Raw genomic sequence first — 26275 nt, forward strand, 5'->3', positions numbered from 1 at the left:
ACATCATTCAAAAGATTTTGTTAGTGTAATATCGTCAACCATAGCTTTAATCTCTTTTATTGTCCTGATTCTGTTCACCCATTGCTTTTATACTGATGGATGATGCGTCCACCTGGCTTTCAGCATCCTGTTCATCAGTTATAGTGGACAATTTTCCATCGAGCTGAAGCCTCATGATATTTTTCCGGGTACTCTTCGTTAGAAACAATCCAGCTCCACATTGGTCTGGCATCTTCAGCAGTGCCGGAAAGAGGTGAATCAATTCCTGTGTTTATAAGAGAAGTGGCATCTGTTTCACCTTCTTTGCCGCCTCCAGAAAAAGCACCAAATGAGAGGTTGTAATCCCATGGCAACATAGAAAGCCCACCATCGTTCTCATACAGGTAATAATTGTGAAGCATGGTTCCGGTATAACTGTCGTAATTCAGAACAAAGTTATGAGCCACAAAATAGCTGATTATCTCATCTAGAAAATTCCTAATTATGGGCATGAAAAAGGGGCTTCGCTCAGATGATTAATCATCTAAAGCGACAGCCCCGTTATCTCTCCTGCTACATTTATTGAATAATAGTCCCGTATCTCTGACAGGTCGTCTGTCATTCCAAGTATCCACATGAGCTTTGTAAGTGCTGCTTCACCGGTCATGTCACATGCCTCAAGGGCTCCTATTCCCAGGGCTCTCTTGCCGGTTTCATAAACATCCATCTTAGTCCCTTCATATCTGCACTGTGTCCCCACAACGACAGTCATTCCACCTCTTATGATTTTATCAAGAGTTCCGATAAAATCATGCTTTAAAAACGGCATACCACCGATTCCGTATGCCTCTATGTAAAGGCCTTTATAGCCCTGATCCGCTACCGCTTCAACAAATTCGGTATGTATCCCCGGGAACATTTTTATCATACAGACTTTGTCAGAATAAGAGTTTGCGAGCTTGAAAATCCCTGTCCTTTCAGGAACGGCTGTCGTATCAATTTTCATACCCAGGGAACTGATAGTCGCAATATTCGGATAGTTAATACTCTCAAAGGCATCAAAGCTAAGTGAGCGCACCTTGGACGCCCTGCAACCGAGCATGACCTTACGATTAAAAGCAACAAACACTCCCGGTATCTGACTTGCCGCCATATGTATGGCGCATCTGCAGTTCTCCATTGCATCCGCAACAGGATTTGTAATGGATAACTGTGAGCCGGTTATCACAACCGGGATTCCGATATTTCTAAGCATAAACGAAAGCATAGATGATGTATAAGCCAGCGTATCGGTACCATGTATAACCACTATCCCGCCATACTGATTTCTGCACTCACTTATTCTCTCTGCGAGCAGTCCCCAGTCCTCAGGAAAAATATTGGCGCTGTCCAGTGAACAGAAATCCTCTATCTCGATATCCGTGTCTCCGGACACCATACGGAGTTCTTTTTGCATATCATAAATGGACAGTCCCGGAATGAGACCATTACCTTTCATCACCGCCGAAAGCGTTCCGCCTGTGTTGATTATAAGTATTTTTCTGCTCACTCAGATCACCTCTACTTTGAATAAAAATTCATGGAGACATATGCCAGTCTCTTTCCATAATATCATTCCTCATATTTAAATGTCTTTAAGAATTTTCTTGCCCTCTCTGTCTCCGGTTCCTCAAAGAACTGCTTCACATCTTTTGTCTCTTCTACAATTTCACCCCGGTCAAAGAAAACAATTCTATCAGCCACCGCTTTGGCAAAGGCCATCTCATGGGTGACGATTATCATGGTAGAACCTGATTTTGCAAGATCAAGCATGGTCTGCAATACTTCATGAACCATCTCGGGATCAAGAGCTGCTGTTACCTCATCGAACAGCAGAACATCCGGATGCATAAGGAGCGCTCTCACAATTGCAACTCTCTGCTTTTGTCCGCCGGAGAGCTGCCTCGGATAATAATCCTTTTTATCTGCAAGCCCAACCTTATCAAGAAGTTCAAGTGCTTCTCTTATCACATCATCTTTAATTCTCTTCTGTACCTTAATTGGTGCAAGAATTGCATTTTCAAGTACTGTCTTGTGCGGAAAAAGATCGTAGGACTGGAACACCATACCTATCTTCTGTCTGATATTTACTATGTCTTTTTTACCCGGCTCAACAGGAAGTCCGTCAACCGTTACGACTCCTCCCTGAATTTCTTCAAGTCCGTTAAGGCAGCGAAGAAAAGTGCTTTTCCCACAGCCGGAGGGTCCTATTATAACCACAACCTCTCCTTTTTTTACGGAAAGATTGATATCCTTTAGGACTACGTTTCCTCCGAATTCCTTATGTAAATTTTTTACTTTAACGAGCTCGCTCATCTTACGCCCACCTTTTCTCAAGTTTTACCGCTAATCTGCTTATTGGCCAGCAGACAATAAAATATAAGAAGAATACAACCGCAAACACTCCGAATGCTGCATTCGGCGATGCTTTTCTGTTTGCCTCAATAATCTGTTGGGCAACCTTTAACACTTCAACAATTCCAATCATCATTACGAGGGATGTTGTCTTAACCATTCTCGTAACCAGATTTATTGAAAGTGGCAGAAGCCTTCTAATAGTCTGCGGAAATATAATCAGAAAATGCACCTTGAATTTATCCATTCCCAAAGCATACGCGGAATCATATTGGATTTTCGGGATACTTTGAATGGATCCTCTTACCAGATCTCCCATCTCCGCGGTTCCCCAGAATACAAAAACTATTATGGCTGAAAGCTCTGCGGAGATATTCATTCCAAACACTCTGGTAGTTCCAAAATATACAATGAACAGCAAAACCATCTGCGGCATTATTCTGACTATCTCAAGATATACCCTGAAAATAAAACGTATCAATTTGCTCTTAGAGGTCATAAGCACACCTGCGATAAGGCCGAGTACAATACTTATCGCAACCGATATCAGGCTTATCTCTACCGATACCCAGAGTCCTTTTAAGAGCCTAATCATATTGGTGCCTTTAAAAAGCACATCAATCCCCAAACTCTGCATAGCGCACTCTCCTCTCTATGATTGATCCAAGGATTGATACGGGAAGCAGCATCACCAGATAATAGATAACAAGTAAAAACAGACATTCAATTGTCTTTGCATACATTCCTATCAGATCCTTTGCAGTGAACATTAAATCCATAAGGCTTATGGTCGAAAAAACTGATGTCTCCTTCAGGAGGAAAATCACATTTGCCATTATTCCGGGCATGCTGACCGAAAAAGCCTGAGGAAGAATTATGTTCATGAAAACCTGCCCCTCTGTCATACCGAGAGAAAGCGCACTCTCACTCTGAACCTTTGCTATAGACTCAAGACCGCTTCGCATCGTCTCTATCATGTAAGCCCCGCCAATAAGTCCAAGTCCCATAACGCCACAAAGCTCCGCTGATATCCTGATTCCCAGCTTCGGAAGTGCAAAATAGATAAAGAAAAGCTGAACCAGTAGCGGAGTGTTTCTGAATAGTTCTATGTAGATTGATAAAATTTTCCTTATGACGGGAATCCTGAAATAGATTGCGGCTGCTCCCGACAGCCCTATTACAAAGGCTGTCAGGATGCCAAGCAAACCTATTTTAACAGTCAGGAGAAGTGCTTCGTTATATAGAGGTATATATGATTTAAGCACATTCAAATCCATATTACTGAACCTTACCACCCTCTACTACAAGAGTGTTTTCATAATCTGCACCATAAGTATCAAGAAGTGTTTCCTCATAATCCTTATGGAAGAAGTTGTCCTCTCCTATGGTCTCGATTTCCTCGTTGAGCCATGTAAGAAGTGTATCATTACCCTTTGTTACAGCAGGTGCAATTGTATCTGCATCACCAAGTGAAGGAATGCCTACAGTGTAGCCCTCGTTCTCAAGAGAAAATGCAATGACCTCTGTGTTATCGTTAGCCCAAGCAACACCGTTGCCGTTTTCAAAGGCTGTCTTAGCCTCTGCGTATGCATCATACTTCTGAAGCTTAATGTCAGGATAGTTCTTCTCAAGATAGGTCTCAGCTGTTGTACCTGAAATTACAATGATCTGGTCATCAGCACCTACCGCATCAAGGCTCTCAACAACGCTGTCTGAAGGTGATACAACACCAAGAGCAACATTCATATAAGGAAGTGCAAAGTCAACCTCCTGTGCTCGCTCCTCAGTTACAGTGAAGTTAGCAAGGATGATATCAACCTTACCTGTCTGAAGATACTCAATTCTGTTTGCAGCTTCCGTTGAAACATAATTGATTTTTACGCCGAGGTCCTCACCGATCTTCTCTGCAAAATAAACATCGTATCCTGCATACTCTCCGTTTTCATCAACATATCCGAAAGGACTCTTATCTGAAAATACACCGATGTTGATTGTTCCGCTCTCCTTGATCTCATCAAGGGTTCTGTAAACCGTGTCTGTCTCGGCAGCATCTCCTTCTTCAATATTTGCTGCTGTGGAATTCAGGTCTGCAGTTTCTGTTTTAGCTGAGCCGCAGCCTGCAAGAGTGGCTCCAAAAAGTGCAGTGGCTGTAAGTAGTGTTCCGATTTTTGTCAGATAGTTCTTTTTCATAATAATTATTCTCCTTTTTATGTTTTTACCCTCATCCGGCGCTTCGCGCCACCTTCCCCCGGAGGGGGAAGACTTATTTTGCTGCGGCAAAGCCCTTCTCAAGGTCCGCGATAATATCATCAATGTGCTCAGTACCGATTGAAAGTCTGATGGTGCTCTGTGTGATTCCCTGATCTGCAAGCTCATCATCATTAAGCTGTGAGTGAGTTGTTGTAGCAGGATGAATAACAAGGCTCTTTACATCTGCAACGTTTGCAAGAAGTGAAAAGATTTCAAGGTTATCGATAAATTTCCATGCAGCCTCTTTTCCGCCCTTGATCTCAAATGTGAAGATTGAAGCTCCGCCATTCGGGAAGTACTTCTCATAGAGAGCATGATCCGGGTGATCTGCAAGTGAAGGATGATTAACCTTTTCTACCTGAGGGTGCTTTGAAAGGAATTCAACTACCTTCTTTGTATTCTCTGCATGTCTGTCAAGACGAAGGGAAAGTGTCTCAGTTCCCTGAAGAAGAAGGAATGCATTGAAGGGTGAAATTGTTGCTCCTGTATCTCTAAGAAGGATTGCTCTTATATAAGTAACAAATGCAGCAGGTCCTACAGCGTCATAGAAGGATACACCATGGTAGCTGGGGTTGGGAGCTGCGATCTGAGGATAGTTGCCGCTCTTCTTCCAATCAAATTTTCCTGACTCAACGATGATTCCACCAAGTGTTGTTCCGTGTCCGCCGATGAACTTTGTTGCTGAATGAACAACGATGTCAGCGCCGTGCTCGATGGGTCTGATGAGATAAGGTGTTCCGAAGGTGTTGTCGATTACCAGCGGAAGTCCGTGCTTATGAGCGATTTCTGCGATTGCATCGATGTCCGGGATATCACTGTTGGGATTTCCAAGAGTCTCGAGATAGATTGCTCTTGTGTTTTCCTTGATTGCTCCCTCAACCTCTTCAAGGTTATGGGCATCTACAAATGTAGTTGTTATGCCATACTGAGGAAGTGTGTGTGCCAGAAGATTGTAGCTTCCGCCGTAGATGGTCTTCTGTGCGACGATGTGTCCGCCGTTTGCTGCAAGTGCTTCGATAGTATATGTGATAGCTGCTGCACCGGATGCAACTGCAAGTGCTGCGCTTCCGCCTTCAAGTGCTGCTATTCTCTTTTCGAAAACATCCTGGGTTGAATTTGTGAGTCTTCCGTAGATATTACCTGCATCGGCAAGACCGAATCTGTCAGCTGCGTGCTGTGAATTTCTGAATACATAAGATGTGGTCTGATAAATCGGAACCGCTCTTGAATCTGTTGCCGGATCCGGCTGCTCCTGACCTACATGTAACTGAAGTGTTTCAAATCTGTAATTGCTCATACCGTTTCTCCTCCTGATCTTCCTTTTTTATTTTGGTTTGCTTGCCTTTTTGTTTTTTGGCTTTTTTGTTTGCTTTTGTTGAAATTGATGATACAATCTATTTACCTACTGTGTCAATATGTTTTACGATAAGGTTTTGTTTTCACCTGCTATAAGCAGACCTTAATCCACAAAACCATGAAGCTGTTATATTCTACTTTATATGTGAATAAAGTTTTGGAATCGTAAATATGCTAAAAGGAGGAGATTTATGTTTTCAACTAAAGGCCGCTATGCTCTTAGAGTCATGATAGATCTGGCACAGCAGAACAGTTCAGATTATATCCCTCTTAAAGACATAGCCGAGAGACAGGATATTTCCAAGAAGTATCTTGAGATAATTGCCAAGGAAATGGTAAAGGGTGGTCTCATTAAAGGCGCCAGTGGAAAGCACGGCGGATATAAACTACTAAGAGAACCAGATGATTATTCTATAGGAGAAATCATTGAACTTATGGAGGGAACCTTCTCTCCTGTTGTCTGTTTAGAGGACAATGCCGAGGAATGCCCCAGAAAAGAAAAGTGTAAAACCCTTTCCATGTGGTCTGACTTTTATAAGATGGAAAAGAATTTCTTTTATGAAAAAAAGCTAAGCGACCTGCTATGACAGGCCGCTTAGTTTTTTTGGCTATTTATTTAACCTTAATGCTCTTTGCTTTACTCCATTTTGAGTATATCTTTTCACCGCCGGACTTCTTAAATGATCGGATTCTTACATAGTATGTTTTCTTAGGCTCAAGCTTCTTGATTGTCTTCGAAGTAGTCTTGATTTTATTGATAGTTACTTTCTTGGAATCCTCATTAAATTTCTTATTTGTACTGTACTGGATTTCGTAGCCTTTTATGCCTTTTTCATCGTTCTTTTTCCAGGTAATCGTGATGGATTTCTTTCCGGCTTTCAGCTTTGAAAGGGATGTCTTTTTCAGCTTTTTATCAACGTTGTCTGTTTTTTCCAATACTACCGGTGGTGTTGTATTTTCACTCTGTACCTGGTCTACTGCCGGAGAGGTCGTATTCTGCTGATTCTGATCAGGTGTACTTGCGCTCTGTTCCTGACCATTATTGCCAGCTTCATTTTGGTCGGCATCCTTTTCGGCTGCTACAGGAGGACTTGTAATCTTTACTTCAATTGACGGGAATTCCTTCAAGTTTTTGTTTGTTGTATACAGGCTCCCGTTTGTATATGTACTGTATCTGTGCTCATCTATGAGATATTCAAGATAAACTGTCCCATCGGAAACTGCCTTTAAGGTTACCGCTCCGGTTCTATCGTTCTTTGTAAGGGTTGCCACAGATTCATCGGTCAACTCTTTATGGTTTTTATCTGTAAGTATCCACTTACCAAATGATTTATCAAAGCCGTAGTAAGGTCCCTTCAACCGTTGTTCATTCTCTGCAAGCCCTTCAAGCTCGATCAGATCAACCCTGTAGGTATCACCGGTTTTCATTTCCAGTTCATTAAGTGCCTTATTCTCCAGCCGCACATATTTAAGCGGATAAAGTGGAGCTATGCCCTTAAGCTCACCGCTTGTAGTCTTAAGCGTCGCGATGAAGGTAGCCGGCGTTGAGGCCATAGGAACCTCCGTCGCTGTTTCTTCATATAAATTATTCATGCTAAGGATCGTTTCAGGCATATTATTCCAATGGATTCCATCCGGGTCAACATTGTTATTTTTATTTATAACAGCCCGGTTGTAAAGGTCTTTTCGCGCATCGCCATTATCCTTGCCAAAATCCGCCCTCACATATGACTGCGCATCCAATAAATTCTGCCCATTTTTCTTATACCCGGCACGGTACTGAAGTACTCGTACCCTGTAAGTAAGAGCAACCGGGCAGTTATATGTCGTCTCCACCTGCTGGGTTCCATAAACCTGCTTAAGCATTCCACCTGTAAATGGCGGAAGCCCGGCAGAAATTGTATTGTCAGTGTGAAAGGTTTTTGAAGTATCTTGACCTTCAGTCAATGATTTATGGAAAACCTGAGAGGCGCCGACACTCACTTCTACGGATCCCTTAAACGCACCTGTAAATCCATATTCAGCGCCTACAGTTAAAGTTTCACTAATCGAATACTCCTTGCTTCCTGTCACCTCGGTCCTTATAGTTACAACTGAGTCTTTGCCTATTGTCTGTGAGGCATCAAGAGTCCTGTCTGCCGCTCTGTTTATCAGCTGTGAGTTTAATTCCCCACCTTCACTTGTTACATCACTAACCGTAGTCTCAACAAAATTACCCTTGGCAGGGTCAGCATCCGGAAGGATAGGCGTCACCTTGAAGTCGCTGAAAAGAACCGCAACAACAAAATACGCTTTACCATCAGCTTCCCATCCCATACCTCCTCGGTAAAATACCGGACCGCTGTTTAAGCTTTCACTATCCTTGAACAAGCCGCATAGACCAATGACAGATTCTGAATAGTTCAGACAGCTAAGCAGATCCTTCTCCATTTGTTGAAGCGATCCTGCCTCCTTGAAAGGAATCTCTATACAACGGTCATTGTGAATGTTCGGTTCATCTGTCAAAATATAACCATCTCCACCCATATAAGCTATAGCATCAACAAACGGATTGCGGTCCCCGTCCTTGTGACCATTCTTCTGCCTTAATATCGCCCCGGCAATCTTGGTCCATTTCTGTTTGGGACTGGGAAGCCATCCATCTCTGCGCGAAGTAAGCATATCCCGGTAAAAATCCACCTGGCTCTTTGAGAACTGATTGGTATCAACCTTATAGTAAGTCACTCCTCCAATTATATAGTCCCCCACAAAAATAGAATTATACAGTAATTACAAAAAAAGTCATCCCTTCATTTTTGAAAGGACGACTTTTTATTTTACTTCACTTTCCAAACTCTACAAAAGTGTTTTACTTTGAAAGTATAGCTATATTGTATACGAAATATCCTTCAGAGATGTCATAGCCCTCACTATACAGCTGCTGAGCTACTGCAGTAACATCATCCTGCGTCATGTTTTCGCTGCAGCGAACATGCGCAACACCATCACTGTCTAACTGCTCTCTAAGCTTATCTGCAAGGTCGGTAGTAGATTCAACATACTCACCGTTCATGTGATAGTATTCATAAGAATCAGTATTAGCTGAAGCATCGAACAAATACGATGTTTTATCTGATATCAGGAGCTGAGTTGCCATACTGTCCGTTATGTTGCAAAGACCGTTAGGTACCATCTCGTTATCATTGTTGGTTATATCAAGAATACACCAGTTTCCATCAATATTTACTCTGTTCCACTCATGTCCGCCGGCACCGTACAGATCTCCGGTTTCAATAATTACGTCAAGACCGGCAAGTCTTCCTGCAAGAGCCATAGCTTCAGAATAGCTTTCACATACACCGTAGTTATTGCACAAAATACCATAAGGTGTATGAGCATCAATAAATGATTGTGTGAGTGAATTCATATCCACTTCAGTAGACATAGAGCTCTCATCATAAGATGCATTAGAACAGAAATAATCGTTCAACGCAACTACCTTATCATAATCACTTGATAAGCCTGCTGATACGCAGTCAGCTACTTCCTTAGCCTTTTTCATCTCCTCTACCGACTTGCCCAGTCTGTCATTTGTATCGTCAACATACTCTACAATATATGTCTCATAATCATATGAATACTTAATACCATTGATTACACCGCTAGTAGGATTCTGTCTGTACATAGATAACAGTTTGTTAGTTGTGCCTTCTACATCTGCTCCTTCGGGGAACTCGCTGTAAGGAACCGGAATATATTCACTTCTGGCCATCAGGCAGTACGCCATCCATTCTTCGAGGGGTGACTCAGCAAATATAACATCATCCAGAGAAACACCGCTCTGCTCCTGCAATAATGTCAAATTGGTGTTAACCATGTCTGCCACTTCTGTCATCAGTTCATTAGCTGAACCAGGTTCTTCCTGGGTGTTAGGCTCTTCGGGTATTGCAGGTTCTACTGATGTCTCCGGATTTTCTGATACCTCCGGGTCTTCTATGGTCGGAACGTTAGAAACATCTACATTTGTCTCTACTCTGCCTGTAGGCATTGTAGCAGTAATTTTATCCTGTCTGTCAGCTACCTGCTGCGCATATTTTGTAAATTCACCATAGGGCATACCATGTACAGTAATCAAAAACGGAGATAAATCCGTATGATAAATCTTAGGAAACAGATAATATGTTGTTGAATCATCGTCCCCATGTTTGCAAACACATCCATGATAGTCGATAATCATCTGCATAGTCTTATCGTTTACTGTTGTCACATTAGTGTAAACCGGCAGATCGCTTACCTGCCTTATTGTAACCTCAAGATTTCCTTCTTTCGTATATGGTAATAAATCAGCGAGTTCATCAGAATCAACTATATTACTGATACCTGATGTCTTTCCATCTCTTACGGCTACTACAGCAAACTTGCAGTGCTTGTCATCATGCAGATCACTATTCATGTAAAGCTTTTCAGAAGTGGTAGTATCATAACCACTTTCTTCTAAATCCTTATTTACTAACTCACTCCACCTATCGGAATCAAGCTGTCCCCAAAAACTATCTGCAGACGCTTTTGTATCTGTTGTCTTATAAACCAGATAATAGCCTAAATCAGTCAGCTTAAAAACCAGATATGAGGAAGCTCCTCTTACAGGAGTCCATTCAAGATAATAATTGTTATTGTCATCTATTTTTTGCTTTACCGTTGTTGATTCAATATCATGTTGGATACTAAAGGGTGTGATAATAGGTTTAGCAAGTTCTTCACCTGTTTGAAGATCGTATTTCTGTACTAAATACAGCTTATTAAGGCTTCCCCATGTACCATCACACTCTGTTTCCCATGCAGCAAAAGTATCTGTTTCTGCGGTAATAGTGCTCTCGGGTATGTCATAGAAATTATCTACAACAGACGGTTCTACTAATATTTTACCGTTTTCAAGTGAGCATACGCTGCAGTCGTGGGTATACTTGTCAGGATTTTCGAAATCAAGTGTTGTATATACACTGAAAGCCATGTTATAATCCCACTTCATTGCTTCTTCATTACAGTCAAACTCAAATACATAATCTTTGGGAAGATTATACATAGGCTCGCCGAATTCATGTGCGCTGTCTACCGTAGCAGATGCATACTTATTTTTGATGTTAGAAAGTACGTCTATGGTACCGCTCTTTTTATTGTTTGAAAGTACGTCCAGGGTGCCTTTCTGATCATCATTTGAAGACACATCCTTGTCACCGTTCTGATCATCGGTAGGTAGTATGTCGGACTCTCCGATAGTACTCTCAGAAGATTTAAATCCCCCGACTTTTTTTGTTAATTCATTAATCCCACTTGATCCCCCACATCCGGTTACCAGACATATGCCCAGTAAAATCGATAAAACCGATAATGCTTGTTTTTTCATAGTCCCTCCTAAATAAAATCGACTTTACCTATTATACAGTTCAGCATTAAAAAATGTTGCACAATTTTTTAAAATACTTCATTAAGCAATTGTGCCAAAAAAACGGGCTGCCACATATGTGACAACCCTAATAATTATTCATCATCATTCATATCGTAAATATCAATTCCGGCAGCGCGTCTCTTGTGCTCTTCTTCCACTGCTGCGTAATGCTTTACCGTGGTGTTGACATCCTTATGCCCCAAAACATCGGCAACCATGTAGATGTCACTGGTCTTATTGTATAACGCGGTTCCGTAAGTACGCCTTAGTTTATGCGGTGTAAGTTTCTTCTCAAGTCCGGTATTCTGTCCGTACTTACCTACCATGTGCTGAATACTTCTGACTGATAGCCTGTTGTGCTTAAGCGATATGAAAAGAGCTTCCTCTTCCTCATCCTCAGCCATCAGAGATTCTCTCTCGTTATTTATATAGTCGCGAAGAGTGTTACGAACTATCTCACTGATGTAGAGCTCGTCCTCGAAGCCGCCCTTTCTCACAATCTTGATCGTATTGGTTTTGAAATCGACATCCTTGAGATCAAGTCCCGCGCACTCCGATACACGAATTCCGGTATTGAGCAAAAGTGTAATTATCGCAAGATCTCTTTTCGACGTAAGCTCGCTCATAACCTGTGAATGATGCGAACCTGACTTCACATTGGTAACCGTGTCCATCAGCATCTTTACCTGGTCGCTGTCAAGACGGTTGATTGATCTTCTTTGCTTTTCCCTGGACCTTGTCACTGCTTTGAGAGTAGGATCATTCTCCAGATAATCAAACTTAATGAGGTACTTGAAGAAATTCCTTACCGAGGCCATCTTTCTCGCAATGGCTCTCTCCCTCGCCTGCTTGATGCCTGACTTTGTGACCTTATGTCCCTGCGCAACATAGGTCTGGAATTCATTGATATCCGGTGCCTTCATATGTTCAAGCACCATAAGAGGGATATCCTTTATCTCCAGATTCCTGCATAGAGGATTGTTCTCCTTTATGTATCCGAAGAAAAAGTAGATGTCATGGGCATAGCTGTACGCAGTATTTATCTGATATTTCAAAAGACATTCATCAACAAATCCATGCGCATACTGCGGCAGCAGCGCTTTGACACTGTTGATGTTATCCCTGCGTCTACTCTGTAACTCATTGTAATATGCTGAATTCTCGCCCATGACAACTTCCCCAACAAGATTTTAATTCGTATATCCCATCAGGTACTCGTCAACTTCCTTGGCACAGGCTCTTCCTTCTGCGATAGCCCATACAACAAGAGACTGTCCTCTGTGCATATCCCCTGCAGCAAAAAGCTTTGTTCCCTGAATGTGATAGCCGTCCTCAGCAGTTAATACTGTGCCTCTCTGGCTGCGCTTAAGTGAAAACTCGTCAGCGGTATAATCTTCACAGCCTATGAAGCCTGCGGCTATTAAAAGTATATCACATTTCAAGGTTTTTTCCGAACCGGGAACCTCGGTGAGCTTGCCGTCCTTAAAGGTAACCTTAACCGTTTCGATCTGCTTTAAGTTACCCTTTTTATCTGTTGTTATTCCCTTCACCGTTGTCTCAAAGACTCTCGGATCGCTTCCGAAAACATGGATAGCTTCCTCGTGACCGTAATCGGTCTTCAAGGTCTTTGGCCACTCCGGCCAGGGATTATTAGCAGCTCGTTCAACCGGCGGCTTTGGCATCATCTCAAGAGCTGTAACGCTCTTTGCGCCGTGTCTTATAACTGTACCAATACAGTCATTACCTGTATCTCCGCCTCCTACAATAACTACATTTTTATCCTTTGCATCGATATATCCGCCCTGTGCCTGAAGTGAAGCAACTGTCTTGCCGCCACCTTTTACAAGCGCTTTGGTTGTTGATGTAAGGAAATCAACTGCATTATAAACGCCTTTTACCTTCTCGGGATCAGCTACCGCAAGGGGTCTTGCCTTTTTGGCACCGCAGCAAAAAACAACTGCGTCAAATCCCGGAAGAAGCTCAGCGGATTTAACATCTTTTCCTACATCAGTCCCTGTGTGGAACACGACTCCCTCTTTTTCCATAAGCTTTCTTCTTCGCTTAATTACGCTCTTATCAAGCTTCATGTTGGGAATACCGTACATCAAAAGTCCGCCGATCTCATCCTCTCTCTCGAAGACTTCAACCTTGTGTCCTCTGTGATTAAGCTCATCTGCTACGGCCAATCCGGAGGGACCGCTTCCGATTACTGCAACTTTTTTACCGCTTCTTATGCTCGGAATAAACGGTTTGATGTAACCCTTAGCATAAGCTGTCTCAACCAGGAACAACTCATTGTCATGAACCGTTACAGCATCGCCGTTTTGTCCGCACATGCAGGCTTTTTCACAAAGTGCGGGACATACACGGCCCGTGAATTCCGGAAAATTGCTGGTCTTATGAAGTCTTGCAAATGCATGCTCATCATGAGCTTTATATACTTCATCGTTCCACTCCGGAATGAGATTGTTCAGAGGACAGCCCACTACCATGCCGCTTAAGTTCATTGCTGACTGGCAAAACGGAACTCCGCAGTTCATGCATCTTGCAGCCTGCTGTCTTCTTTTTTCAGAATCGAGAGGAGTGTGAAACTCCTCAAAATTCTTTATTCTTTCCTCGGGCGGAACGTCCCTGTTATTTGTTCTGTTATATTCAAGAAATCCTGTATCTTTTCCCATCTTAGGTCAACTCCTTAAAAGCTTCCAGCACTGCATGCTCGTGATCGATGCCCTGCTCCTCGTACTTACCGATTGCAGTAAGCATCTTCTGATAATCATTCGGAACAATCTTCTTGAAATCTGCGATGTAGTCATCGAAATCATCAAGAATCTCACGTCCGTACTCCGAACCGGTCTCCTTTACATAATCCTCAAGGATTGAGTGAAGTTCTGCGATGTCGTACTTTTCAGTTACTTCGTAAAGTGAAGACATATCCTTATTCATTCGAAGGTATAATGTGTGTTCCTTATCAAGTACATAAGCGATTCCGCCGCTCATACCGGCTGCGAAGTTTTTACCTGTCATTCCGAGAATAACTGCTCTTCCGCCTGTCATGTACTCAAGACCGTGATCACCACAGCCCTCGGAAACTGCTATGGCACCGGAATTTCTGACACAGAATCTCTCTCCGGCAACTCCGCATACATAAGCTTTTCCTGCAGTAGCTCCGTATAAAGCAACATTACCGATGATAATGTTTTCATGTGCTTTGTAGGTTGCTTTCTCAGAAGGTCTTACAATTACCTTTCCTCCGGAAAGCCCCTTCCCGAAACCATCATTGGCATCACCGTAAAGTTTCAGAGTGACACCGTTTGGAAGGAATGCTCCAAAGGACTGTCCGCCGCCGCCGTGTGCTTCCACCTTGATGGAATCATCCGGAAGGGTGTTATTAAAGTCTGCAGTAACTCTGCTTCCAAGGAGTGTTCCAAAACTTCTGTCGGTACTAGAAATATCCACCTTGATGTTAAGCTCTGCATTTTTACTCTTCTTGTCACTGTCGGTCTGAGCACTCTGCAGATTCTTTTTAAGAGCTGCTTTTCCTTTTTCGTATTCCGGAATAAGCACTTTGGAATCAAGAGTTTTCTCAAGTCCGAAGTCATATATATCAGCAGGTTCAAAATGATTTTTGTCTCTTCCGACATAGGAAGCATCCAAAATTCTCTTAAGATCTGCAGCATCCTTGCATCTAGCCTTCGGCACACTTCTCATCTTAAGGCAGTCGGTTCTTCCTATCATATCCTCAAGGTTTTTAAAGCCAAGCTCGCTCATGATCTTACGAAGCTGTCTTGCAACAAAAAGCATGAAGTTCATTACATGCTCGGGCTTACCCTTAAATCTCTTTCTGAGTTCCTCGTTCTGAGTAGCAATTCCTACAGGACATGTATCCTTGTTGCAGACTCTCATCATCATACAGCCCATACATACAAGGGGAGCAGTTGCAAAACCGAATTCCTCTGCTCCAAGAAGTGCAGCTATGGCAACGTCTCTTCCTGTCATAAGCTTTCCGTCTGTCTCAAGAACTACTCTGCTTCTAAGGCCGTTATCCAAAAGTGACTGATGAGCTTCGCTTACACCAAGCTCCCAGGGAAGACCTGCATGGTGTACTGATGAAGAAGGAGCAGCACCTGTTCCTCCGTCATAACCTGATACCAGGATTACCTGTGCGCCGGCCTTTGCAACACCTGATGCGATAGTTCCGACGCCTGCCTCTGATACAAGCTTTACTGAAATCCTTGCCTTGTCATTTGCATTTTTCAGGTCATAGATAAGCTGTGCAAGATCCTCGATGGAATAAATATCATGGTGCGGCGGAGGTGATATCAGCGCAACACCCGGAGTTGAGAATCTTGTTGAAGCAACCCAGGGATATACCTTTTTACCCGGAAGATGTCCGCCTTCACCGGGCTTTGCTCCCTGCGCCATCTTTATCTGAATTTCCTTGGCACTCTGAAGATATCTGCTGCTTACACCGAAACGACCTGAAGCAACCTGTTTAACAGCACTGTTTCTCTCTGTTCCGAATCTGGCAACATCCTCACCGCCTTCACCGGTATTGGACTTTCCGCCAAGTCTGTTCATGGCAATTGCGAGGGTCTCATGAGCTTCCTTGGAAAGTGAACCGTAGGACATCGCTCCTGTCTGGAAGCGCTTTACGATTTCTTCCTCGCTCTCAACCTCATCAAGCGGAACCGGTTTACCGGTGGGGACAAAGGATAGAAGTGCTCTTAATGTATGTGGTCTGTTTTCATCGTCGACCATCTTGGTGTATTCCTTGAATCTGTCGTAATCACCTTCTCTTACTGCTCTCTGGAGAGTAACGATAGTCTTCGGACTATACATATGATCTTCCTTGTCCTCTCCACTTCTGAGAGTGTGGAAGCCAATAGAGTCAAGTGTTGTATCGGTTGAAAGTCCAAGCGGATCGAAGGCTTTGTTGTGACGAAGCTCAACGTCCTCTCCAATCTCCTTGATTCCGATACCACCGACGCGGCTGACTGTTCCTGTAAAGTACTTATCTACAAACTCACTTGAAAGTCCGATTGCTTCAAATATCTTAGCTGACTGATAGGACTGAAGTGTAGAAATACCCATCTTCGCAGCAATCTTTACAACGCCGCCAAGGAGTGCCTTGTTGTAGTCTTCGATTGCAGTGTGATAATCCTTATCGAGAATTCCTATATCAATAAGCTCTGCAATACATTCCTGCGCAAGATAAGGATTAATAGCTCTTGCACCAAAACCAAGAAGCGTAGCTATCTGGTGAACGTCTCTGGGCTCGCCGCTCTCTAAGATAAGTGATACTGCCGTACGTCTCTTTGTTCTTACGAGATGCTGCTCAACTGCAGACACTGCAAGAAGTGAAGGGATAGGCATGTGGTTTTCATCGACACCTCTGTCAGAAAGGATTATGATGTTGATGCCGTCCGCAACTGCTCTGTCAACTGAGATACAGAGCTGCTCAAGTGCTCTTTCCACCGGAGTGTTCTTATAATAAAGAAGTGAAATCTTTCTTACATGGAAACCGGGCTGATCAAGAGCTTCGATTTTCATAAGATCAACACCTGTGAGAATCGGGTTGTTAACCTCGAGTACGCGGCAGTTGTCGCTCTTTTCCTCAAGAAGATTACCGTCTGATCCGATGTACACAGTTGTATCCGTTACTACCTTCTCACGAAGTGAATCGATCGGAGGGTTTGTAACCTGTGCAAAAAGCTGCTTAAAGTAGCAGAACAGGGGCTGATGATGCTGTGAAAGCATAGCAAGCGGAATATCTGTACCCATGGAAACAGTGGGCTCAATTCCGTTTGTAGCCATAGGCATGATCTGGCTCTTTACATCCTCATAGGAATATCCGAATACTTTGTAGAGCTTATCACGCATCTCCTGCGTGCTTCTCGGAATCTTCTTATTGGGAATCGTCAATTTATTTAAATGCAGAAGATGTCTGTCGAGCCACTCACCGTAAGGCTTTGCGGTCGAATACTTCTGCTTGCATTCTTCATCTGAAATGATTCGTCCCTGCTTTGTATCAACAAGAAGCATGTGTCCCGGAGAAAGACGTGATTTCTTCAGGATTTTTTCTTCGGGTATGTCAAGAACACCAACCTCGGAAGCCAGTATAAGTCTGCCGTCCTTGGTGACATAATATCTGGAAGGTCTGAGTCCGTTTCTGTCAAGAGTTGCGCCAAATACCTCTCCGTCTGTGAAAAGGACAGCCGCAGGTCCGTCCCAGGGCTCCATCATTGTCGCATAGTAATGATAGAAATCCTTTCTGTCCTGTTCCATGAAATCATTGTGCTTCCAGGGCTCAGGAATAGTAAGCATCATTGCAAGCGGAAGATCCATGCCGTTCATATATAAGAACTCAAGTGTGTTATCAAGCATGGCTGAATCCGAACCTGAAGAAGCTATTACAGGATAAACTTTTCCGAGGTCATCTCCGAAAACATCTGAATGCATGGTCTCTTCACGGGCAAGCATTCTGTCGCTGTTGCCGCGGATAGTATTGATCTCACCGTTGTGTGCGATCATTCTGTACGGATGCGCTCTCTGCCAGGAAGGAGTCGTATTTGTTGAAAAGCGGCTGTGCACAAGGGCAACTGCCGTATGATAATCAGGTGATAAAAGATCCTCATAGAAATTGCGGAGCTGTCCCACAAGGAACATGCCCTTATAAACTATTGTCCTTGATGAAAATGAGCAGATGTAGGTGTCCTCGGAGGATTTCTCATACTCTCTTCTAAGCTGATAGAGTCTTCTGTCGAATTCAATTCCTCTCTCCGCATCATCGGGTCTTTCTATGAAGCACTGGCAGATATAAGGCATGCAGTTTCTTGCAACTTCACCGAGTATCTCAGGGTGAATTTCCACATCTCTCCATCCGAGAACCTTGAGATTTTCCTTCTCAGCAATTACTTCGAGCATTCGCTTTGCGAACATTCTTTTCATTGAATCCTGGGGAAAGAAAAACATTCCGATCCCGTAGTCTCCGGCATCCTTCAGTGTTATTCCGAGTTTTTGCGCCTGTTTACCAAAGAATTTGTGTGAAATCTGAACCAGAATACCAACACCGTCGCCGACCTTTCCTGTGGCATCTTTTCCGGCTCTATGCTCAAGTTTCTCAACAATACTCAGCGCATCGTCGAGAACTTTATTGTCGGCCTTACCGTCTATATTTATAACCGCGCCGATACCGCAGGCATCACGCTCATTCATCCAATTGTCCATTTCTCTTCCTACCATTTTTTGTTAATAGTCCGTGGCGCGCGCATAGCATATATGAATTTTAATCTTGTTGCTTACGCATCATCGATTAAAATTCATATATGCTATACACTCACCACTAGGTTATTGATAAAAATCTAATAGCATTTTCAAGTAGTTTTTTATTACAAGGCTCACAAGAATAAAGTTTATTCAAGGAGCCTTGTTAAGTTAGTACTTTTTATCTAAGTGAGAAAAGCATCTGTCCGTAAGTCGGGTAGCTAAGATACTTATCAGGGATAAGGGCTTCAGCTTCATCAGCATACTTACGAAGTTCATCCATATCTGAAAGAATTGTCTGCTGATAGTAAGCTGCCTGCTCAAGAAGATCTTCCTTCTCTTCAGCCTTCTTTGTATCAGCCTCAAGTGTTGCAAGTGCCTTGCACATTCCTGTGGATGCCTCATCGATTGTCTTGAGGACTCCTGTCTCAAGAACTGCGCTTCCGTCTCCGAGAAGGCTCTTCTTCTGAGCGATTTCTTTTCCGAGATCCTTCTGATAAGAAACAATACCTTCTGTCAGATCCTTTCTTACCATCTCCTGCATTGTAAGTGCTTCGATGTGAACTGACTTTGAGTAGTTCTCAAGGAGGATGTCATATCTTGAATAAATCTCTTCCTTAGTGAAGATGCCGTGCTTTGTGAAAAGTTCAACTGACTCATCACTGATCCAGTAAGGCATTGCATCGGGAAGTGACTTAAGGTTTGCAAGACCTCTCTTTGCTGCTTCCTTAACCCACTCGTCTGTGTAGCCGTTTCCGTTAAAGAGAATTCTCTTGTGAGCTGCAAGTGTTTCCTTAAGGACTTCTCTTATCTTCTCCTTAAGTTCGTCTCCGCTGTAAGCTGAAAGCTTCTCATAGAGCTTAGCTACTTCTTCAGCAACTGCTGTGTTAAGAACGATGTTAGCATTTGCTACTGAAACTGAGGAACCGGGCATACGGAACTCAAACTTGTTTCCTGTGAATGCGAAAGGTGAGGTTCTGTTTCTGTCTGTGTTATCCTTTGTGAAATGAGGAAGAACCTTTGCTCCCATTGCCATCTGAACCTTACCCTGGCTCTCATATGCTTTTCCTTCTTCAACTGCACTGAGAACCTGTGCAAGCTCATCACCTACGAAAATTGAGATAATTGCCGGAGGTGCCTCGTTGCCGCCAAGTCTGTGGTCGTTTCCTGCAGATGCAACGGAAAGTCGAAGGATCGGTGCATATTCATCAACAGCTGAAATAACAGCCATCAGGAACAGAAGGAAAGGAATGTTCTCTCCGGGATTCTTTCCGGGATCAAGAAGGTTCATTCCGGTGTCAGTGCAAACTGACCAGTTGTTGTGCTTACCTGAACCATTGATTCCTTCAAAGGGCTTCTCATGTAAGAGGCATGCATAGTTGTGCTTATCGGCAACTTTTTTCATAACCTCCATTGTAAGCTGGTTGTGATCAACAGCAATGTTAGCTGTCTCAAATACGGGAGCCATCTCATGCTGAGAAGGAGCTACCTCGTTGTGCTTTGTCTTTGCGGGAATACCAAGCTTCCAAAGCTCTTCATCAAGGTCATGCATGTATGCGGATACCTTGGGCTTGATAACTCCAAAGTAGTGATCCTCCATCTCCTGACCTTTTGTTGCCGGTGCACCGATCAGTGTACGGCCGGTGAAAAGAAGGTCCTTTCTCTTTTTGTAGAAGTCTTTATCAATTAAGAAGTACTCCTGCTCAGAGCCGATTGTGGTGTTTACGCGCTTTACATCCTCATACCCCAGGAGGTGGAGCAGTTTAACAGCTTCCTTGGACAGAGCTTCCATTGACCTAAGAAGGGGTGTCTTCTTGTCAAGAGCTTCTCCGCCGTAAGAGCAGAATGCTGTCGGAATGTAAAGAGAACCATCTTTTATGAAGGCGGGAGATGAAGGATCCCATGCTGTATAGCCACGTGCTTCAAAGGTTGCACGAAGACCACCTGAAGGAAAACTTGATGCATCAGGTTCACCCTTTACGAGTTCTTTTCCTGAAAACTCCATGAGAACTCCGCCATTATCGGTGGGTGAAATAAAGCTGTCATGCTTTTCGGCTGTAAGGCCTGTCATAGGCTGAAACCAATGTGTGAAATGTGTTGCACCGTTCTCAATAGCCCACTCCTTCATGACAGCTGCTACTGTATTAGCAACATCAAGTTCGAGATGAGAACCCATCTCTATTGTCTTATGTACTGCCTTGTAAATGTCTTTGGGAAGACGTTCCCTCATGATCTTATCGTTAAAAACAAGACATCCAAATTCTTCTGTAAGTTTACTTGCTTCTATCATTACCGTTTCCTCCTTTTATTTACTTTCCTGATGCTCCATAGTTTGATAACACACGGGCTGACGGGTCGTTTACGTCACATCCCTTCCAGCTCTTGTTGGGCATCCAGAAATCTATAACCATATCCGACTGGCTCGGATAGTATTTTTCAAATAATTCTCTGTAAAGAAGAGATTCCTTAGTGAAAGGTGTTGCATGTGTGTATTTCTTTCTCTTCTCTTCAAATTCCTCATCCGTATAATGAGCTTCTGCATATTCCATGAGGTCATCTCGAAGTGAATGTCCGACCGCATCTGAGAATGCAGCTTTCTCTCTCATGAGGATTGAATGAGGAATAAACTTGTCAGGCTCAAAGGCTTTCCTTAATAAGTACTTACCCATTCCGTAAGTATTGAGTTTCTTCTCGGGATCAATGCTCATTACATAATCCACGAAGTCCAGATCTCCGAAAGGAACTCTTGCTTCCAGTGAGTTAACACTTATGCATCTGTCAGCTCGAAGTACATCGTACATATGAAGTTCGCGTATTCTCTTTTTCGCTTCCTCCTGGAAGGCTTCGGCACTTGGTGCAAAGTCTGTGTACTTATATCCAAAAAGTTCATCCGAAATTTCTCCGGTCAGAACAACCTTAATATCGGTGTTTTCATGGATCCATTTGCAAAGAAGATACATTCCTATTGATGCTCTGATTGTTGTTATGTCGTAGGTTCCAAGAGCCTTTACAACAGGCTCGAGTGCATCCAGAACATCCTGTTTACTGATAATCACTTCGTGGTGATTGCTGTGGATGTAATCTGCAACCTCTCTTGCATACTTAAGGTCTATAGCATCTATATCCATTCCGATTGCAAAGGTCTCTATCGGTTTGTCCTGAAGACTTGCGGCCACTCCGCAAACCAGAGATGAATCCAGACCTCCTGAAAGAAGGAATCCAACAGGAGCGTCTGCATCCAGTCTCTTCTTTATTCCATTTAAAAGCTTGTCATGAATGTTTTTAGTAATTGTCTCTAGGTTGTCGGTTCTAATTTCCTTAACCTCGGTCATGTCTCTGTAAGAAATGAACTTGCCGTCCTCGTAATAATGTCCGGGCGGGAAAGGTGATATTTTTTTACAAACACCTGTGAGGTTCTTAGGTTCAGAGGCAAACAGTATGTACCCATCCTCATCATATCCGTAGTAAAGAGGTCTGATTCCTATCGGATCCCTCGCTGCGATAAACTTTCTCTTTTCATCATCGTAGATGACCATCGCAAACTCTGCGTCGAGAAGTGAAAACATTTTGGTTCCAAGCTTCTCATAAAGCGGAAGAATGATCTCACAATCGCTGTCACTCTGAAAGGTATAACCCATTGATTTCAGATATGACTTAAGGGCTTTGAATCCGTAAAGCTCTCCGTTGCAAATAACAGCATTTCCGTTCAGTTCAAAGGGCTGCATTCCTTTGCAATTCAGTCCCATGATCGCCAGGCGATTAAACCCGAGCCATCCGCCCTTTACCTTTAGTGTCCTGAATTTGTCAGGCCCTCTGGATGCTGTCCTTTGCAGCATTTCCTCAAAGAAATCCTTACTGATTTCTTCCCTTGTATATGTGAGTATTGCGCACATATCTGTTGTTCCTCCTGGTTACATATATTTATTCAGCATCTGCAAGTGCAAGTACGCCTTCCTCGCCGGTGCGAATCTTAACTACGTTATCGATGCTGTAAACGAAGATCTTACCATCACCGATTTTTCCTGTATAAAGAGTTCTCTTAGCTGCCTCAATAACATCCTCTACAGGAATCTTGCTGACAACAACTTCCAGCTTAATCTTGGGAAGAAGTGTCACATCCATCTCAACTCCGCGGTACTTCTGACCTGAGCCCTTCTGTACCCCGCATCCCATAACCTGAGTAACTGTCATTCCGGTTACACCAAGTTCGTTCATTGCCTTACGAAGCTTGTCGTATCTTGAAAGCTTTGTAACAATTACTACCTTATGAATAGCAGAATCTGATTTAACAGGACCTGTTACAACAGGAACTGATGCATTCTTCTGGAACTCTGTAGCCTTGTCATATTCATCAACACCAAGGTCTGTATTCTCATTGACACTCATGTTAAGAGTATTGGAGATATCCATAAGTGCGAATCCTGAATATGCAGATGCAAGACCGTGCTCGGTTGCATCAAGACCTGTGATTTCCTCTTCCTCACTAACTCTGAGGCCAAGGATTGCTTTAATAGCTACGAATGTGATTGTGATTGTTACTGCTGTCCATGCTGCAACTGCTGCAAATCCTACAAACTGAATACCAAGGAGTTTGAAGCCGCCGCCATAGAAGAGACCTGTCATCTCATTTCCTGCTGCATCAGCAATGCTGTAACCGGGTGCTGCGTTTGTTGCAAAAAGTCCAACTGCAAGTGTTCCCCAGATGCCGTTTAAGCAGTGAACTGCTACGGCACCAACCGGATCATCAACGTGAAGCTTATAATCAAGGAACCATACACCGAAGCAAACAAGAAGTCCTGCTACTATACCGATTACGATTGCACCAAAAGCATCTGTTACATCGCAGGGAGCTGTGATTGCTACAAGTCCTGCAAGTGAAGCATTGAGACACATTGAAACATCGGGCTTACCATACCTCAGCCATGTGAAAATCATGCATGTTACTGTTGCAAGTGCAGGTGCTATTGTTGTTGTTACAAATACGCTTCCAAGCTGTTCTACTGTAGTACATGCTGCTCCGTTGAATCCATACCAGCCAAGCCAGAGAATGAAAACACCAAGAGCTGCTGCTGTAAGATTATGTCCGGGAAAAGCGTTTACCTTAACAACTTCTCCTCTTGCATTTCTCTCGAACTTTCCAATGCGAGGTCCGAGGAATGCTGCACCGATCAGGGCTGAGATACCACCAACCATGTGGATACATGTGGATCCTGCAAAATCGTGGAATCCAATCTGTGCAAGGAAACCGCCGCCCCATGTCCAGTGAGCTTCAATAGGATAAATGATTGCTGAGATAACTGCTGAGTATACACAGTAGGAAATGAACTTTGTTCTCTCAGCCATGGATCCTGAAACGATCGTTGCTGTTGTTGCACAGAACACTAAGTTAAATACGAAATTGGACCAGTCGAAATTTGCATAACTTGTAAAAATATCAAATCCCGGTCTTCCGATGATTCCCATCATGTCCTCACCAAGGAGTAATCCAAAACCGATGAGAATAAATACTACAGTACCGATACAGAAATCCATCAGGTTTTTCATAATGATGTTTCCTGTATTCTTTGCTCTTGTAAAACCTGCCTCACACATTGCAAAGCCTGCCTGCATCCAGAATACAAGAGCTGCTCCGATCAAAAACCAAACTCCGAAAACACTCGAATCAATTGCACTTAAAATTTCTTCACTCATAACCTGCTCCTCCGATTCCTAAATTAGTCGGGATAATAAAATTGGCGGTGCGCAGGGAGACTGCTCATACAGTCTGATGCCCCATTGCACCGCCTAATAAATCATTTGTAGAACTTCCGGTCAAAACAATGCCCGGTGATTACTTATGAATACATGTATACAATTGTGAGTACACATTCTCCGGAGTGTATTCAAAAAGATAAGAAAAAGCGCCTTAGAGTGTTAACTCTAAGACGCCCTTGTCTTTTATAGTTTGTGATTTTACGCTTATGAAACAGATGTGTCAAGATACTTTTTTAACTTTTTTTCAAATTAAAAATCTTGATCTTTTTTACTTATTCAGTAACTGTATTCTCTGCTTCAACGCTCACATTCACACCGTTGCCGGTGAGGTTGATGTTCTTGTTTACCTTAGCATCATAGGTTCCGGCTCTCATGATCTCAGTGAAATCAACACCGGTAGCTTCTGACATGGTATCAAACACCTGCTTCATAACGATAGGCATGTTGCCTGAAATCTGGCTTGCACCGTTTGTTCCATCGCCTGTTCCGTATATATTGATCTTGTCGATCTGTGAAAGAGGCTTTGCAATCTCGGCAGCCATCTGAGGCATGATCTTGATCATCATCTCAGCCATAGCAGCTCCGTTGTACTTCTTGTACGCTTCTGCCTTTTTCTCCATTGCTTCAGCTTCCGCAAGACCTTTAGCCTTGATAGCTTCCGCCTCGGCACGACCCTTGGCTTCAATACCTGCAGCCTCGGCATCGTACTTAGCTTTGATACCTGCTGCTTCCTGCTCTGCTGCGAATTTCTGTGCCTCAGCCTGTGCTCTCCTTGCATCAGCCTCACGCTCCTGCTCATACTTATCAGCATCGGCTTTCTTCTGACGTTTTACAAGCTCTGCCTCAGCGGCCTTCTCAGCCTGGTACTTTTCAGCATCGGCCTTTTTCTCAATCTCAGCTGCAAGTTCCTGCTGCTTTACAGCAACTTCCTTCTGCTTAAGTTCAGCCTCGCGCTCTGCCTTTGCAATCTGGGCATTAACGGTGTTGGTCTGAATTGTCTTTTCCTGTTCCTGTCTCTGAATCTCGTATGCGGCATCGGCTTTAGCCATTGCAGCATCGGTTTCCAGTTTCAGTTCTGCCTGCTTCATAGCAAGGTCACGCTGCTTCTGTGCAATCTCAAGATCAGCTGCAATTCTTGCATCATTGGCTTCCTTGTCAGCTTTTGCTTTTTCAACTGCAACTTCCTTCTCAGCCTGAGCCTTAGCTACAGCTGCGTCCTTCTTGATCTTGGAGGTGTTATCCATACCAAGGTCATTGATGAGACCGTTTTCATCGGTTACGTTCTGAATGTTGCAGGACAAAATCTCGATACCGAGTTTACTCATGTCCTTTGAAGCCTTCTCCATAACCTGATCTGAGAAGCTGTCTCTGTCGGTATTGATTGCCTTAAGAGCAAGTGTACCGATGATCTCACGCATGTTACCCTGAAGGGAATCCTGAAGATCAAGTGTGATCTGCTCGGGATTCTTGTTGAGGAAGTTCTTGGCAGCAAGCTGAATCGCTTCGGGAGTAGTACCGATTCTTACCTTTGCGACAGCGTCAACATTAACATTGATGAAGTCATTGGTAGGAACGGACTGCTCTGTTTTGATGTCAACAGTCATCTGCCCAAGATACAATCTGTCGACCCTCTCAAAGAAGGGGATCTTGATACCTGCGCGTCCAATGAGGATACGAGGAACCTTTCTCATACCGGATATAATGTATGCTCTGTCCGGAGGTGCCTTAACATATCCGGCTGCAATAATGATAATAGAAATGATAATGATTGCGGCAATTACGATTGCCATTGTTAATGATGTAGTCATAACGCCCTTCCTTTCTCTTAAACACTTTTGTTTCAGTGATTTAATT

17 protein-coding genes are annotated in these 26275 nt (G+C 43.4%); 1 reads left to right on the plus strand and 16 read right to left on the minus strand.

Annotated elements, in window-relative coordinates; all coding sequences use genetic code 11:
• Nucleotides 1-134 precede the first annotated feature (134 nt).
• From BLR42_RS06675 to BLR42_RS06705, 7 genes are all read right to left on the minus strand, one after another.
• A complete protein-coding gene (locus tag BLR42_RS06675) occupies nt 135-491 on the minus strand; it encodes a CotH kinase family protein (protein ID WP_091867680.1) in 357 nt (118 codons plus the stop codon).
• A gap of 32 nt (nt 492-523) precedes the next feature.
• Complete coding sequence (locus BLR42_RS06680; RefSeq protein WP_091867683.1) at nt 524-1528, minus strand: asparaginase; 1005 nt, start codon at nt 1526-1528, stop codon at nt 524-526.
• Nucleotides 1529-1590: 62 nt separating this feature from the next.
• Complete coding sequence (locus BLR42_RS06685) at nt 1591-2334, minus strand: amino acid ABC transporter ATP-binding protein (protein WP_091867685.1); 744 nt, start codon at nt 2332-2334, stop codon at nt 1591-1593.
• A gap of 1 nt (nt 2335) precedes the next feature.
• Nucleotides 2336-3010, minus strand: a complete 675-nt coding sequence (locus BLR42_RS06690) for an amino acid ABC transporter permease (RefSeq protein ID WP_091867687.1) — start codon at nt 3008-3010, stop codon at nt 2336-2338.
• Nucleotides 2991-3650, minus strand: a complete 660-nt coding sequence (locus tag BLR42_RS06695; protein WP_091867689.1) for an amino acid ABC transporter permease — start codon at nt 3648-3650, stop codon at nt 2991-2993. Before BLR42_RS06695 ends, BLR42_RS06690 begins: the two co-directional genes overlap by 20 nt.
• A 1-nt stretch (nt 3651) precedes the next feature.
• The gene (locus tag BLR42_RS06700; protein WP_091867692.1) at nt 3652-4563 is read right to left on the minus strand and encodes a transporter substrate-binding domain-containing protein; all 912 of its coding nucleotides are present in this window, start codon (nt 4561-4563) and stop codon (nt 3652-3654) included.
• Nucleotides 4564-4636: 73 nt separating this feature from the next.
• Entirely contained in the window at nt 4637-5920 is a 1284-nt protein-coding gene (locus BLR42_RS06705; protein WP_091867694.1) for an O-acetylhomoserine aminocarboxypropyltransferase/cysteine synthase family protein, read from the minus strand.
• 250 nt (nt 5921-6170) lie between these two features.
• Here BLR42_RS06705 and BLR42_RS06710 point away from each other — a divergent pair, with 250 nt between their 5' ends.
• A complete protein-coding gene (locus tag BLR42_RS06710) occupies nt 6171-6566 on the plus strand; it encodes an RrF2 family transcriptional regulator (protein ID WP_091867696.1) in 396 nt (131 codons plus the stop codon).
• Nucleotides 6567-6591: 25 nt separating this feature from the next.
• On the opposite strand, the gene BLR42_RS06715 is transcribed toward BLR42_RS06710, so the two are convergent.
• The 9 genes from BLR42_RS06715 to BLR42_RS06755 form a co-directional block, all read right to left on the minus strand.
• Nucleotides 6592-8703 carry a fibronectin type III domain-containing protein gene (locus BLR42_RS06715; RefSeq protein ID WP_091867699.1) on the minus strand — a complete coding sequence of 704 codons (2112 nt, stop codon included), beginning with the start codon at nt 8701-8703 and terminating at the stop codon, nt 6592-6594.
• Nucleotides 8704-8827: 124 nt separating this feature from the next.
• Nucleotides 8828-11362, minus strand: coding sequence for a transglutaminase domain-containing protein (locus BLR42_RS06720; protein ID WP_091867702.1), 2535 nt, complete (start codon nt 11360-11362; stop codon nt 8828-8830).
• 134 nt (nt 11363-11496) lie between these two features.
• Nucleotides 11497-12573, minus strand: a complete 1077-nt coding sequence (locus tag BLR42_RS06725; RefSeq protein ID WP_022761443.1) for a tyrosine-type recombinase/integrase — start codon at nt 12571-12573, stop codon at nt 11497-11499.
• 21 nt (nt 12574-12594) lie between these two features.
• Entirely contained in the window at nt 12595-14082 is a 1488-nt protein-coding gene (locus BLR42_RS06730) for a glutamate synthase subunit beta (protein WP_091867704.1), read from the minus strand.
• 1 nt (nt 14083) lies between these two features.
• Nucleotides 14084-18631 carry a glutamate synthase large subunit gene (gene gltB / locus BLR42_RS06735; protein WP_091867706.1) on the minus strand — a complete coding sequence of 1516 codons (4548 nt, stop codon included), beginning with the start codon at nt 18629-18631 and terminating at the stop codon, nt 14084-14086.
• A gap of 217 nt (nt 18632-18848) precedes the next feature.
• The gene (locus BLR42_RS06740) at nt 18849-20957 is read right to left on the minus strand and encodes a glutamine synthetase III family protein (RefSeq protein ID WP_091867709.1); all 2109 of its coding nucleotides are present in this window, start codon (nt 20955-20957) and stop codon (nt 18849-18851) included.
• Nucleotides 20958-20976: 19 nt separating this feature from the next.
• Nucleotides 20977-22560: an asparagine synthase B gene (gene asnB / locus BLR42_RS06745; protein ID WP_091867711.1), complete on the minus strand. Its 1584-nt coding sequence runs from the start codon at nt 22558-22560 to the stop codon at nt 20977-20979.
• 28 nt (nt 22561-22588) lie between these two features.
• A complete protein-coding gene (locus BLR42_RS06750; RefSeq protein WP_091867713.1) occupies nt 22589-24358 on the minus strand; it encodes an ammonium transporter in 1770 nt (589 codons plus the stop codon).
• A gap of 335 nt (nt 24359-24693) precedes the next feature.
• Entirely contained in the window at nt 24694-26229 is a 1536-nt protein-coding gene (locus tag BLR42_RS06755; protein ID WP_091867715.1) for a flotillin family protein, read from the minus strand.
• Nucleotides 26230-26275 lie beyond the last annotated feature (46 nt).

Origin of the sequence: Butyrivibrio sp. INlla16, assembly GCF_900104155.1 — a bacterium.
Classification (GTDB): Bacteria; Bacillota; Clostridia; order Lachnospirales; family Lachnospiraceae; genus Butyrivibrio.